This is a genomic window from Pseudomonas sp. FIP_A4 (assembly GCF_036701605.1).
In the GTDB taxonomy this organism is placed as follows: Bacteria; Pseudomonadota; Gammaproteobacteria; order Pseudomonadales; family Pseudomonadaceae; genus Stutzerimonas; species Stutzerimonas phenolilytica.
The window spans coordinates 73060-86825 of sequence record NZ_JAYDXP010000120.1 but is presented as its reverse complement, the minus strand read 5'-3'; the positions used below and the strand labels follow the sequence as shown (position 1 = coordinate 86825).

The following is a 13766-nucleotide window of genomic DNA, read 5'->3' as shown; positions in this document are numbered from 1 at the left end:
GCGCTCTCAGGAGTCGTCGATGACGCTGCGTCTGCCCTTTCCCTTGGTTCGCCTGACCGTCGGCATGGCGTTCGGCCTGGTCAGCCTTGCCGGTTGCCAGTCCTATCTGGACAACCGCTACAGCGCCAGCTTGCCACCGGCGCAAGGTATCCAGCCGCTGTCCGGCCTGGCCGGTAGCGCGAGCATTCGGCGCAACGCTCTGGGTATGCCCTTGATCGAAACCTCGTCGTTTCACGATGCGCTGTTCGCGCTGGGCTACGTTCACGCCACGGACCGTCTGAGCCAGATGGTCAGCCTGCGGCTGACCGCTCAGGGCCGGTTGGCGGAGATGGCTGGACCGGGCGTGCTGGAGATCGATCGCTTCATGCGCACGGTGAATCTGCGCCAGAGCGCCGAGCTGCTCTATCGCGAAAGCTCGCCGCGGATGAAGAAGTTCTTCGAAGTCTACGCCCGCGGCGTCAACGCCTATCTGTTCCGCCATCGCGACCGGTTGCCGATGGATCTCGCCGAGTCCGGCTACCGCCCCGAATACTGGAAGCCCGAGGACTCGGTGCTGGTGTTCTGCCTGCTCAATTTCGGCCTGTCGGTGAACCTGCAGGAGGAGATCGCCGCGCTGGTCATGGCGCAGAAGGTCGGCAGCGACAAGCTGGCCTGGCTGCTGCCGACCTACCCGGACGAGCCGCTGCCGGTGGAGGAGGCGGCCAAGCTGCAGGGTCTGGATCTGGGCGGGCAGATTTCGGGGCTGGCCGCGCTGGAGCGCGCCGCCGGTCGGGTCTCCGCGCTGAACATGCTCGGTGTTGCCGCATCGAACAACTGGGCGATTGCCGGCAGCCATACGCGCGGCGGCAAGCCGATCCTGGCCAACGACACCCATCTGCCGCTGTCGATGCCCTCGTACTGGAATTTCGTGCAGATCCGCGCACCGAAATTTCAGGCCGCAGGCGTCTCCATCGCCGGTGTGCCTGCGGTGGTCGCCGGTTTCAACGGCAAGCTTGGCTGGGGCATGACGATGGTCATGGGCGACAACCAGGACCTGTTCCTCGAGCGTATTCGTCGCGAAGGCCCGCGCCTGATGTATCAGGCCGACGGCAAGTGGCTCGCCGCGCGCGAGCGGCATGAGACGTTCTTCATCAAGGGGCAACGGCCGGTTCGCGAAATCATCTACGAAACCCGCCACGGTCCGTTGCTCAACAGTGCACTGGGCGAGCGCAAGCACCCGATTCAGCCGTTGCAGCTCGGCAGCGGCTACGGCCTGGCGTTCAAGACCACGCAGCTGGAAGCGGACAAATCGCTGGATGCGTTTTTCGATCTGTCGCGCGCGCAGTCCGTCGATGAAGCCTTCGCCGCCACCGGCAGGATCGGCACGACCGCGTTGAACATGGTCTTCGCCGACCGTCAGAGCATTGGCTGGCAGGTGACCGGACGTTTTCCCAACCGTCGCGAAGGGCTAGGGCTGATGCCTTCGCCCGGCTGGGATGGACGCTACGACTGGGACGGTTTTGCCGATCCGATGCTGCACCCCTACGACCAGGACCCTGTGCAGGGTTGGCTGGGCACCGCCAACCATCGCATAGCCCCGCGCGGTTATGGCATGCAGCTTTCCAGCACCTGGTATGGGCCGGAGCGCTTCGAGCGTCTGGCCGAGCTGGCCGGGCGCGGCAAGCACGACACCCGCAGCACCATCGCCATGCAGTACGACCAGACCACGACATTCGCCGCCAAGCTCAAGACGATGTTCGAGGCGCCCGGCATGGCCGAGCCGCTGCGTGCCGCCATCGCGGCGCTGCCAGCCGGCGAGCGCGCCAAGGCCAAGGAGGCCTATCGGCGCCTGCTGGCGTTTGATGGCCGTCTCGCCGCCAGCTCGGCGGATGCCGCGCTGTATGGCGCGTTCCTGCATGAAAGTGCGCGCCACACCTTCCTCGATGAACTGGGGCCGGACGACAGCCAGACCTGGAAAGCGCTGCTGCAGGTGTCTGGCCTGTCCTACTCGGCGCAGGCCGATCATCTTCTCGGCCGCGACGACAGCCCGTTCTGGGACGACATCGGCACGCCGCAGGTCGAAGACAAGCCGGCAATCCTCGCGCGCAGTCTGGCTGCGGCGGTGAATCTGCTGGAAGCACAGGTGGGGCACGAACGCAGCGCTTGGCAGTGGGGCAAGCTGCATCGTTACGAATGGCTTACCGGCAATACCCAGCTGGCGCCGCACCTGCCGGCGGGGCAGGGGCGCTCGATCAAGGCGCTGCACGGCTATCTGGATCGCGGACCCTACCCGGCGGGTGGCGACCACAGCACGCTGAACGTCTCGGCGTACCACTGGGGTGCGGGGTTCGATACCTGGCTGATACCAGCGATGCGCATCATCGTCGATTTCAATCAGGCAGAGCCGATGCTCGGCGTCAACAGCTCGGGTCAGTCAGGCAATCCGGCCAGCCCGCATTACGCCGACGGTATCGAGGCCTGGATGAAGGCGCAGTACCTGAGTTTCCCGTTCCAGCCGGCCAACCTGGACAAGGTCTATGGCACCCGGCGCCTGTTGCTGACGCCGAAGCAGTAGCCGCTTCGCGTGCCGAGGTGATGGCGCTAGGCGCGAACCACCTCGACCACGCGGATTGTGCCCGGCGTGGGGTAGTGCCAGCGGACTTGCACGTCCCAGAACTGCGTACCGTAGCGCCGTTCCGGATCGGGCTTCTGGTACGCCGGGCGCGGGTCCTGCGCCAGACACTGTTCGATCAGTTCCACCAGGGGCTCGCCCAGGCGCAGCGCCTCGCCACGGGCCTGAGCCAGCCCGGGCTCGCTCCACTGCACCTCGAGCAACCGGGGCGGTGCCACCGCCATCGCATTCGTGGCGTCTGGCAAGGCGTCGGCGTAGGGCACGTAGGGTTTGATATCGATCACCGGCGTGCCGTCGAGCAGATCGATGCCGGAAAGCCACAGCCGATTCGCCTCCACCTTCTCGAGTTTCACCACCGATTGACCGATGCCGTTGGGGCGATGCGTCGCGCGGGTCGCGAACACACCCATCATGCGGTTGCCGCCCAGGCGCGGCGGACGCACCCTGAGCCGCGGCTTGTCCTCCAGCGCCTGATGGAACAGGAACAACAGCCAGACATGGCTGACCTGCTCCAGTCCGGCCACCGCCTCGCCGGTATCGAACGGCGGCAGCAGTTCCAGCACACCGCGTGCGGCTGGGGCCAGCTGCGGTTGGCGCGGGATGGCGAACTTCTCTTTGAAGCAGGAGTGCAGGATGCCGACGGGGCGGACGTGATGCAGCATGGAAGGCGCCCGGGAAAGGAACGAGGCTGCGGATGATACGCGCCGCACGCGGCGAGAACACCCCGCGCCGCGAGCGCGGGGCGCGGGTTCGACTACAGGCCCAGCAGGCGCGCGACGTAGTCGGCGTCCTTGTCGCCACGGCCGGACAGGTTGACCAGGATGTGCGTGTCCTGCGGCAGCGTCGGCGCCACGCGGATCGCCCAAGCTACCGCGTGGGCGCTTTCCAGCGCCGGGATGATGCCTTCCACGCGCGACAGGGTCATGAACGCGTCGAGGCATTCCTGATCAGTCGCGGTCTGATAGTTCACCCGGCCGAGATCCTTCAGATAGCTGTGCTGCGGGCCGACACCGGGGTAGTCCAGCCCGGACGCGATGGAGTGCACCGGCGACGGATTTCCCTCGGCATCCTCTAGCACGTAGCAGGCCATGCCGTGCAGCTCACCCGGCTTGCCCTTGGACAGCGTGGCCGAGTGACGGCCGGGCTTGTCCAGGCTCTCGCCGGCCGGCTCGATACCAACCAGGTCGACCGCGGCATCCTCAAGAAACGCGGTGAACATGCCCATGGCATTGGAGCCGCCACCCACGCAGGCGACGACCTGATCGGGCAGACGGCCATGTTTGGCCAGGAACTGCGCACGCGCCTCGGTACCGATGATCGACTGGAAGTCGCGCACCATCTTCGGGAACGGATGCGGGCCGACCACCGAGCCGATGGCGTAGATGTAGTTGTGCGGGTCCTTCAGGTATTCCTCGAAGGCGCTGTCCACCGCTTCCTTGAGCGTCGCCGCGCCGCGGGTCACCGGCACCAGCTTGCAGCCGAGGATCTTCATCTTGGTGACGTTGGGGTGTTCCTTCTCGATATCCACCTGGCCCATGTGAATCTCGCAGGGGATGCCCACCAGCGCGCAGGCGGTAGCCAGCGCCACGCCGTGCTGGCCGGCGCCGGTTTCGGCGATCACCTTCTGCTTGCCCATAAATTTGGCCAGCAACGCTTCGCCCAGGCAGTGATTGATCTTGTGCGCGCCGGTGTGGTTCAGGTCCTCGCGCTTGAGATGAATCTGCGCGCCACCGAGCTGCTCGGACAGGCGTCGGGCATGGAAGATCGGGCTCGGCCGGCCGACGTAGTCAGCGAACAGGGCCGCCAGTTCCTGCTGAAAGTCCTCGCGCTGGCGGATTTCCTCGTAGGCCAGATTGATGTCATCCATGGCCTGCTTGAGGTGCGGCGGTACCAGCTGGCCACCATAGGGGCCGAAGTATCCGTTGGCATCAGGCATGGCGGCGAAGCGCGAGTCTTGGGTCATGGGCGTGCGAGTCCTGATAGGGGGCGTGAAAATCGGCAGTTTATCGGAGGCAATTCGTTCGGGGCTGCGGCAGATCAGCATGCGGGCCAGCCTCGTGCATCCACAGCGACCAGCGTGGCGCGTGGTTGCCCGCCAAGGCAGCGCTGGACGGGCTTCCGGCTTCCACAGTCGCGGGGATAGCGGGTATCCATGCGGCGACCCGGGCCGAGGCGTGGGCGGATTCTATGCCGCCTCACCACAATCGCGGAACCGGCCAGAGGTCAGCTGTACTCGGCCGAGGACCGAGGTCGCTCTTTCAGCAATAGCTGGTTTTGGCGGAGCTTGGCCGGTGGGGAGGCGGGCGGCAGATTGCTCCTCAGCCGCAGCGTGGAACGGGCCGGCCTGGGTGCAGGCTCGGTTGAATCTGGAGTTAGCCATCACCCTCGGTAGCTGGTCGCCTTGAGAATTGGTGGATCGAGGTAATTTCGCCCGGTGCTATTCCGAGCGATTCCAGAAAATCCTGATGCGCATCAGGTGACATCTTCTCGAATTCCGCATGCCATGTTTCCATTCCTTCCTCGTTCAATCCGGTGAAGGCGAGTAGCGCAATCCACCGCTCCTTGGACATTGAGCGACTATTTCGCAGCACCTGCGCGTCGCCGAGCAGTTGGGCGATGACGTGTTGTTGCTGTCGGAGTCTGGCGATCCTCGTTGACCTTCTGCAAGTGACGTTCCAGCACCACAGGAGCAGATGCGCCATCGGCCTGTAATAGCGCTCCGATGACATCCAGCGAGAGCCCCGTATCGCGATAGGTCATTATCCCTACCATGCGCTGCACATCATCTTAGGAATAAAGGCGATAGCCAGATTGGTGAGGAGAAAATATAAAGATCTCGATGGCCTCGATGCTTATTTGGGATGTAGTTTGATATTTTCTCTAGTGTAAGCTCACCATGCTTTTCAAGCATTTTTTAGTATTTTAATTGCATGCCCTTTCATGGCGATTGGCCAGCTTCTAACGATTAAGCTAACGGGCGGACAAAAGCGCAGCTTTTGGACGTCCAGCGAACGAAGTGAGCGACAGTTGAGCGCATTGTTGTGCGCTGAACTGGCCCAGGGCTGCCATTAACGATATAGCGAACACGAGGATTCCGACGCAGCATACATACGCCTCATTTTTTGATCCGCTCAGCCATTCGCGCTTGGGGTATTTCCCAAGTGTGACGGCTTTTACAAAAGGCCAGCCTATCGCGTAGAAGAAGGTTCCGAGTAGTAACTCGCTTACTACGTAGCCTAGGAAGCGGAGTATCGCGCTGAGTAGTTCGTCCATGTGGCTCCAGCGTATAACGATTAAGCTAACAGGCGAGCAAAAGCGCAGCTTTTGCGAGTCCAGTGAGCGAAGCGAGCGGTGTTGAGCGATTTGTTAGAGCTTATATTGCACGGCGTCGCCATGGGCTCCCTCCGATGGACTTTCTTTGAATGAAATCTGCCATTGCGTTATCTGTGTCTATTACACATCGAAGTATCTGGGCTCTGTATTCATGGAGATTTATAATTGTTATGTATCCCGCATTCCTTCCCCGGTGAGCAATGTCACCTCTGGCGGTAACGAATGCATTTAATGCTTCTTCGCCAATAGACCACGAATTTGATAAATTTTCGATTCCAACGAAGCGCTTAAACAAGGGGTCAATATTTGTGCTCTTTGGTGTGTTTAAGCCTTGGATTGTTTGAGTGGTGTGGTTGTCGTAAACAGTTTTCCAACCGTCGCCCGCCAGCTCAAGTGGCTTGAGTTCATGTTTGGACTCTCGGACAGTCTTTGAGATTTCTTTCTGAACGTGTTGTGGTAACTGGGTAGGAATGTCCGCGCGGCGAATCAAGGTGCGCACGCTCTCTACCAAAAGTTCCTCTAGATATAGCTCCCATGCTGCGCAAAGCATAAGGACACCACTTCTAGTGATATGGCCAAGACCTCTGCGCCCTAAGCCGTCGTGATTGAGTTGCCCATGGCTCTCAATAATCCTGTCGACGTCCACAAGCATGTTGCGTTCAAATTTTTGCAGGGCAGATGACGGCATGCGTTTAGCTCTAACGATTAAGCTAATGGGCAGACAAAAGCGTAGCTTTTGGCTGTCCAGCGAACGAAGTGAGCGACAGTTGAGCGCATTGTTATACGCAAGGCACCTATTGCCATTGGCAAACTATGGTTCTGCGCTTTTTCTCGTCTAACTCTTTAATGTTTTTTAATAGTACTGGTTCGAGATTACACTGCCCATTGCTTACTTTATAGCAATGAATTGCGGCCTGTTTGCCATTTTTTATAATCCAATTCTCTGCGTTTTCATGAGCTGCTTTTATGCTATTTGCTAGCTCTGCCAGAGTGTCGTCGTCACTGACGATCATGCGTACCACTACTGTCGGAAATTCTCCAGGCCTGCATAGAATGCTCCGATACTCGATGGTTTCTTTTCTGTTTAATGGAATGTTGTTGCGAGCTTTATCTATAAATTTTCTCAGGCTTTCTTTGAATTTTTCCTCGAATAGTTCATCGAGAACTTAATTTCCTGCCCAGGCGTGCAAATAAGGCGAGTCCGCCAATAAAGGTTGAAGCGCCGGCATCAGCAGTAGCTGTTGTCTTGAATGTTAATTCTTGCCGTTTGGCAACTGAGTCCTCTGCCTCCGTAATTCCGGCTTCTTGGAAATGCGGGCGTAACTCTTCATCAAAAGCTTCTAGGAACCTCAGCATTTGGTGGGATTGCCCGCCAATAAAGAACCTGTATCTCAGGCCATCCATGCACTGGCTCCTTGTGTATAACGATTAAGCTAAGGGGCCGGCTTCGCCGGTCCCAGCGAACGGAGTGAGCGCTTTGAGCGCATTGTTAGGTGCCATACCCATTGCTTGCCATGAGGCGTGCAAGGATGTAGTAGCCAAAGCTTGCTAGCTCTGCCTCAGGTAATGAATTTAGCTCAGCAAGAGTTTCCGGCGGGTAGTCCTTGAAGGTAAACAGACTTTGGTGCTGCCAGGTGCACAGCTGTTTACCTTTAGCGACATCATCTAGTGTCACGCGCAATGAACCATCAGGCAGCTCAGCTAGACTGCACAGAACTGCCATATTCTTGGTCGGGGCTTTCTGAGAACTTTCCATGGCACCTAACTATCAAGTAGGCGACACAAATGGCGTAAAAAACTACGCCACATGTGTCGCATAAAATTCCTTGCCGCCCTGCAGGTCTTGTCTAGCCTGAAAAACGCATCAACAGATGCGACACGAATCAGGGAGCAACAGCGACATTGATAACAAGCCTAGGCTGCTCGACCAGGTGCGAGGGCAGATTCGATTGCGACACTATTCGATTCGTACCGAAGCTGTCTATTTGGAGTGGATCAGGCGCTTCATTCGTTTTCATAAGTACCGACATCCACAGGATATGGGCGCGTCTGAAGTGGAGGCCTTTCTCAGTGATCTGGCGGTGCGCCGTGATGTTTCGGCGTCCACGCAGAACCAAGCGCTGTCGGCGATTCTGTTTCTGTACAAGCAGGTGTTGCAGATAGAGTTGCCGTGGCTGGAGGGTGTGATCAGGGCGAAGCACGCATTTGCTGAGAGCGGCCAGGACATTCTCACGGTGCAGGAGCTGCTCGGCCATGCCGATGTGAAAACCACGCAGATCTACACCCATGCCTCAATCGCGGTGGTCTGGCGATGCTCAGTCCGCTCGACCGCCCATGAAAAAGCCCCGCATGAGCGGGGCTTCTTTGGCAGGCGCGGTGATCAGATCACTTCGGCCCAGAGGTCGTACTCGTCGGCGTTGGTGACGCGTACACGGACTTTGTCGCCCGGCTGCAGCGGCTGTTCGCTGTCGACGTAGACCATGCCGTCGATTTCCGGTGCGTCGGCCCAGGAGCGGCCGATGGCGCCGTCTTCGTCCACTTCGTCGATCAGCACGTCCATCTCGCGGCCGACTTTCAGCTGCAGGCGCGCTGCGCTGATGGCCTGCTGGTGGGCCATGAAACGGTCCCAGCGATCTTGTTTGACCTCGTCCGGTACCGGCTCCAGGCCCATATCCTCGGCCGGTGCGCCGTCGACCGGTGAGTACTGGAAGCAGCCGACGCGGTCGAGTTGGGCTTCGGTCAGCCAGTCGAGCAGGTACTGGAAGTCTTCCTCGGTCTCGCCGGGGAAGCCGACGATGAAGGTGGAGCGGATGGTCAGCTCGGGGCAGATCTCGCGCCACTTCTGGATACGTGCCAGGGTCTTGTCCTCGAAGGCCGGGCGCTTCATGGCCTTGAGCACCTTCGGGCTGGCGTGCTGGAAGGGGATGTCCAGGTACGGCAGGATCTTGCCGGCGGCCATCAGCGGGATCACGTCGTCGACGTTGGGGTAGGGGTAGACGTAGTGCAGACGCACCCACACGCCCATCTTGCCCAGCGCTTCGCACAGTTCGAGCATGCGCGTCTTGACCGGCTGGCCGTCCCAGAAGTCGAGCTTGTACTTGAGGTCCACGCCGTAGGCGCTGGTGTCCTGGCTGATCACCAGAATCTCCTTCACGCCAGCCTTGACCAGCCGCTCGGCCTCGGACAGCACGTCACCGACCGGGCGGCTGACCAGCTTGCCGCGCATCGAGGGGATGATGCAGAAGCTGCAGCTGTGGTTGCAGCCTTCGGAAATCTTCAGGTAGGCGTAGTGGCGCGGGGTGAGCTTGATGCCCTGCGGCGGCACGAGGTCGATGAAGGGATCGTGCTCGATGCTCGGCGGCACCACTTCATGCACCGCGTTGACCACCTGCTCGTATTGCTGCGGGCCGGTGACGGCCAGCACGCTGGGGTGCACGCCGCGGATGTTGTTCTCGTCCACGCCCATGCAGCCGGTGACGATCACCTTGCCGTTCTCGGCGATCGCCTCGCCGATGGCGTCCAGCGATTCGGCCTTGGCGCTGTCGATGAAACCGCAGGTGTTGACCACCACCACATCGGCATCCTCGTAGGACGGCACGATCTGGTAACCCTCCATGCGCAGCTGGGTGAGGATGCGCTCGGAGTCAACGGTTGCTTTCGGGCAGCCGAGGGACACGAACCCTACGCTTGGAACTTTATTCGACATGACAGGCCGGGCCTCGGTGATGCGGCAGGGGAAAAATGGCGCGAGATTATACAGCGATCCGCGCCTTTTCGATGCCCGTCGCGATGCCGAATATCAGCTCGTACCATGGCCCGCCTGCAACGGATCGCCGTTGTGGCACGGCGATCCGCTGCGCACCGGCGATCAGCCGCGGTAGTAGCGTTGCGGCACGAACGGTGTCTTGGACACTTTCATCGGCACGCGCTTGCCACGCACCACGGCCCAGACCTCGCTGTCGAGCGCAGCATGGCTGCTGGCGACATAACCCATCGCCAATGGCGCGCCCAGGCTGGGACCGAAGCCGCCACTGGTGACCTGGCCGATCGGGCTGCCATCGGCATCGACGATCTCGGCACCTTCGCGTACCGGCATGCGGTCCTGCGGCAATAGGCCGACGCGCTTGCTCGGCACGCCGTCGCGCTGCTGAGCGAAGATGCGCTCGGCACCCGGGAAGCCGCCGGCCCGCGCGCCATCGGCGCGGCGTACCTTGGAGATGGCCCACAGCAGGCTGGCATCGATGGGGGTGGTGGCGCTGCTCATGTCGTGGCCATACAGGCACAGGCCGGCTTCCAGGCGCAGCGAGTCGCGCGCGCCGAGGCCGATCGGCTGGACTTCCGGCTCGGCCAGCAGGGCGCGGGCGAGCTGTTCGGCGGCGACCGCCGGCACGGAAATCTCGAAACCGTCCTCGCCGGTGTAGCCGGAGCGGCTGACATAGCAGTCGATGCCGGCCACGGCGACCCGCGCGAAGTTCATGAAGGTCATCTTCGCCACGTCCGGCGCCAGGCGCGCCAGCACGTCGACGGCGCGCGGTCCCTGCAGGGCGAGCAGCGCGCGCGACTCGAACAGCGATTCGATCTCGCAGCGGTCGCCGATGTGTTTGCGCAGATGGGTAAGGTCCTGCTCCTTGCAGGCGGCGTTGACCACCAGGAACAGCCGGTCGTTGCCCAGGTTGGCGACCATCAGATCGTCGAGGATGCCGCCGTTCTCGTCGGTGAACAGCGCGTAGCGCTGCATGCCCACCGGCAGGTCGATGATGTCCACCGGCACCAGGCTTTCCAGCGCGGCCGCGGCCTGCGGGCCGTGCAGCAGGATCTGGCCCATGTGCGATACGTCGAACAGACCGGCCTGCTCGCGGCAGTGCAGGTGTTCCTTGAGCACGCCCAGCGGGTATTGCACCGGCATGTCGTAGCCGGCGAACGGAACCATCTTGGCGCCCAGTTCCAGATGTAGGGCGTGCAGCGGAGTTTTTTCCAGGGACATTGCTCGTTCCTCAATATGAAGGAGCCGCAAACTTCAAACCGCACGCCGCAGGGTGAAACCGACGCTTCACCTGCCGCCGCCGATGTCAGCTTGCCGCTGCTTTTTTCAACATTCGATGATGTTCACGGCCAGCCCACCGCGGGCGGTTTCCTTGTACTTGCTCTTCATGTCCGCACCGGTCTGGCGCATGGTGCGGATGACCTTGTCCAGCGAGATGAAGTGATGACCGTCGCCGCGCAGCGCCAGGCGCGCGGCGTTGATCGCCTTCACCGAGCCCATCGCGTTGCGCTCGATGCACGGCACCTGCACCAGCCCGCCGACCGGGTCGCAGGTCAGGCCGAGGTTGTGTTCCATGCCGATCTCGGCGGCGTTCTCGACCTGCTGTGGGGTGCCGCCGAGCACCTCGCACAGTGCGCCGGCGGCCATCGAGCAGGCCACGCCGACCTCGCCCTGGCAGCCGACCTCGGCGCCGGAAATCGAGGCGTTCTCCTTGTAGAGGATGCCGATGGCCGCGGCCGTGAGCAGGAAGCGCTCGACGCCCTCGATGTTGGCGCCCGGGATGAAGCGCATGTAGTAGTGCAGCACCGCCGGCACGATGCCGGCCGCGCCGTTGGTGGGCGCGGTAACCACGCGTCCGCCGCTGGCGTTCTCCTCGTTCACTGCCAGCGCGTAGAGGTTCACCCAGTCCACTACCGACAGCGGATCGCGCAGGGCGGCCTCGGGGTTGCCGCTCAGCTGGCGGTACATCGCCGCCGCACGACGCTTGACCTTGAGCCCGCCGGGCATGATGCCCTCGTTGTGGCAGCCGGCTTCGACGCAGTCCTGCATGACCTGCCAGATGCGTTGCAGGCCGTTGCGGGTTTCCTCGTCCGGGCGCCAGGCGCGCTCGTTCTCGCGCATCAGCGCGCTGATCGACAGACCGTGCTCGGCGCACAGCGCCAGCAGTTCGGCGCCGCTGCGGAACGGGTAGGGCAGCGGGGTACTGTCCTCGACGATACGATCAGCACCGGCGGCGCTGTCGTCGACCACGAAGCCGCCGCCCACCGAGTAGTACTCACGCGAACGCAGCTGCAAGCCAGCGGCGTCGAAGGCACGAAAGATCATGCCGTTGGGATGGTATGGCAGCGGCTTGCGGATCAACGCCAGGTGTTCCTTCTCGACGAAGCGGATCGGCCGCTCGCCGCCCAGTTTCAGCTCGCCGTTGGCGCGGATCGTCTCCAGACGCTGCGGGATCAGCGCAGTGTCGACCCGCTCCGGCAGTTCGCCTTCCAGGCCGAGCAGCACGGCCTTGTCGCTGCCGTGGCCTTTGCCGGTGGCGCCGAGCGAGCCGTACAGCTCCACCCGCACGCTCGCCGTGGCGGCCAGCAGATCGTCGCGACGCAGGCCGTCGACGAAGCGCACCGCGGCGCGCATCGGGCCGACGGTGTGCGAACTGGATGGCCCGATGCCGATCTTGAACAGGTCGAAAACGCTCAGGGACATGGCATGTACTCCAATTGCGGGAGCCGTACCAGCGGCCCGCACAACATCGATGGCCTGGTTATTCAACATAGACGGGGAACGTCGCGCAGAGGTCGGTGACCTGGCCTTTGACGCGCTCGATCACCGCCGGATTGTCGATGTCATCGAGGATGTCGCAGATCCAGCCGGCCAGCTCGCGGCACTCGCCCTCGCCGAAACCGCGCGTGGTCACCGCCGGCGTGCCGATGCGGATGCCCGAGGTCACGAATGGCGACTGCGGGTCGTTGGGCACGGCGTTCTTGTTCACCGTGATGTGCGCGCTGCCCAGCGCGGCGTCGGCGGCCTTCCCGGTCAGGCCCTGGCGGATCAGGCTGACCAGCATCAGGTGGTTGTCGGTGCCGCCGGACACCACGTCATAACCGCGGCCGACGAAGACTTCGGCCATCGCGCGGGCGTTCTGTACCACCTGCGCCTGGTAGTCGCGAAAGCCCGGCTCCAGCGCCTCCTTGAAACACACCGCCTTGGCGGCGATCACGTGCATCAGCGGGCCGCCCTGGGCGCCCGGGAACACGGCGGAGTTGAGCTTCTTCTCGATCTCCTCGTTCTTCTTCGCCAGGATCAGGCCACCACGCGGGCCGCGCAGGGTCTTGTGGGTGGTGGTAGTGACCACGTCGGCGAACGGCACCGGGTTGGGATACAGCCCGGCCGCGACCAGCCCGGCGACGTGGGCCATGTCGACGAACAGGTAGGCGCCGACCTTGTCGGCAATCGCGCGGAAACGGGCGAAATCCAGCACGCGGGAATAGGCGGAGAAGCCGGCGACGATCATCTTCGGCTTGTGCTCGACGGCCAGGCGCTCGACCTCGTCATAGTCGATCAGGCCCTGCTCATCGATACCGTATTGCACGGCGTTGTACAGCTTGCCCGAGGAGGAAACCTTGGCGCCGTGGGTCAGGTGGCCGCCGTGGGCCAGGCTCATGCCGAGCAGGGTGTCGCCGGCGTTGAGCAATGCCAGGTACACCGCGCTGTTGGCCGAGGAGCCCGAATGCGGCTGGACGTTGGCGTAGTCGGCGCCGAACAGCTCCTTGGCGCGGTCGATGGCCAGCTGCTCGACCACGTCGACGTACTCGCAACCGCCGTAGTAGCGCTTGCCCGGGTAGCCTTCGGCGTACTTGTTGGTCAGGCCGCTGCCCTGAGCCTGCATGACCTGCGGGCTGGTGTAGTTTTCCGAGGCGATCAGCTCGATGTGGTCTTCCTGGCGGCGGTCTTCGGCCGCGATGGCCTGGGCCAGCGCCGGGTCGTACTGGGTCAGCGTCAGGTTTTTGTGGAACATGTTCTTCACCTCTTGTAGGGAGCGGGCGCGACGAGGGTCGCGCC

General features: G+C 62.2%; 11 protein-coding genes and 2 pseudogenes. 3 read left to right on the top strand and 10 right to left on the bottom strand.

Going from position 1 to position 13766, the window contains the following annotated elements; translation table 11 throughout:
• Positions 1-19 precede the first annotated feature (19 nt).
• The gene (locus U8L64_RS06975) at positions 20-2554 is read left to right on the top strand and encodes a penicillin acylase family protein (RefSeq protein WP_333395095.1); all 2535 of its coding nucleotides are present in this window, start codon (positions 20-22) and stop codon (positions 2552-2554) included.
• Between the two features lie 26 nt (positions 2555-2580).
• Here U8L64_RS06975 and tsaA read toward each other — a convergent pair whose 3' ends face one another.
• The 6 genes from tsaA to U8L64_RS06945 form a co-directional block, all read right to left on the bottom strand.
• Positions 2581-3273 (bottom strand): tRNA (N6-threonylcarbamoyladenosine(37)-N6)-methyltransferase TrmO, encoded by a 693-nt coding sequence (tsaA, locus tag U8L64_RS06970; RefSeq protein WP_043299010.1) that lies wholly within the window; start codon positions 3271-3273, stop codon positions 2581-2583.
• Between the two features lie 92 nt (positions 3274-3365).
• Positions 3366-4574: a tryptophan synthase subunit beta gene (trpB, locus tag U8L64_RS06965; protein ID WP_054094903.1), complete on the bottom strand. Its 1209-nt coding sequence runs from the start codon at positions 4572-4574 to the stop codon at positions 3366-3368.
• A 1007-nt stretch (positions 4575-5581) separates the two neighbouring features.
• Positions 5582-5884 carry a hypothetical protein gene (locus U8L64_RS06960; RefSeq protein ID WP_333395091.1) on the bottom strand — a complete coding sequence of 101 codons (303 nt, stop codon included), beginning with the start codon at positions 5882-5884 and terminating at the stop codon, positions 5582-5584.
• A gap of 100 nt (positions 5885-5984) precedes the next feature.
• Complete coding sequence (locus U8L64_RS06955) at positions 5985-6632, bottom strand: HEPN domain-containing protein (protein ID WP_333395089.1); 648 nt, start codon at positions 6630-6632, stop codon at positions 5985-5987.
• A gap of 467 nt (positions 6633-7099) precedes the next feature.
• Positions 7100-7348 carry a hypothetical protein gene (locus tag U8L64_RS06950; protein WP_152947599.1) on the bottom strand — a complete coding sequence of 83 codons (249 nt, stop codon included), beginning with the start codon at positions 7346-7348 and terminating at the stop codon, positions 7100-7102.
• Positions 7349-7433: 85 nt separating this feature from the next.
• Positions 7434-7700, bottom strand: coding sequence for a hypothetical protein (locus tag U8L64_RS06945; RefSeq protein WP_152947601.1), 267 nt, complete (start codon positions 7698-7700; stop codon positions 7434-7436).
• Between the two features lie 115 nt (positions 7701-7815).
• Here U8L64_RS06945 and U8L64_RS06940 point away from each other — a divergent pair.
• Both U8L64_RS06940 and U8L64_RS06935 read left to right on the top strand, forming a co-directional pair.
• A pseudogene (locus U8L64_RS06940) lies at positions 7816-8055 on the top strand (phage integrase N-terminal SAM-like domain-containing protein); the annotation flags it as partial.
• Between the two features lie 105 nt (positions 8056-8160).
• Positions 8161-8232, top strand: a pseudogene (locus U8L64_RS06935) (tyrosine-type recombinase/integrase); the annotation flags it as partial.
• A 92-nt stretch (positions 8233-8324) separates the two neighbouring features.
• Here the strand turns inward: U8L64_RS06935 and rimO are convergent.
• The 4 genes from rimO to glyA form a co-directional block, all read right to left on the bottom strand.
• The gene (gene rimO / locus U8L64_RS06930) at positions 8325-9650 is read right to left on the bottom strand and encodes a 30S ribosomal protein S12 methylthiotransferase RimO (RefSeq protein WP_333395085.1); all 1326 of its coding nucleotides are present in this window, start codon (positions 9648-9650) and stop codon (positions 8325-8327) included.
• A gap of 162 nt (positions 9651-9812) precedes the next feature.
• Positions 9813-10928, bottom strand: coding sequence for a glycine cleavage system aminomethyltransferase GcvT (gene gcvT / locus U8L64_RS06925; protein ID WP_156714245.1), 1116 nt, complete (start codon positions 10926-10928; stop codon positions 9813-9815).
• Between the two features lie 105 nt (positions 10929-11033).
• Complete coding sequence (locus U8L64_RS06920; RefSeq protein WP_054094869.1) at positions 11034-12410, bottom strand: L-serine ammonia-lyase; 1377 nt, start codon at positions 12408-12410, stop codon at positions 11034-11036.
• Between the two features lie 58 nt (positions 12411-12468).
• The gene (gene glyA, locus U8L64_RS06915; protein WP_077682461.1) at positions 12469-13722 is read right to left on the bottom strand and encodes a serine hydroxymethyltransferase; all 1254 of its coding nucleotides are present in this window, start codon (positions 13720-13722) and stop codon (positions 12469-12471) included.
• Between the last annotated feature and the right edge of the window lie 44 nt (positions 13723-13766).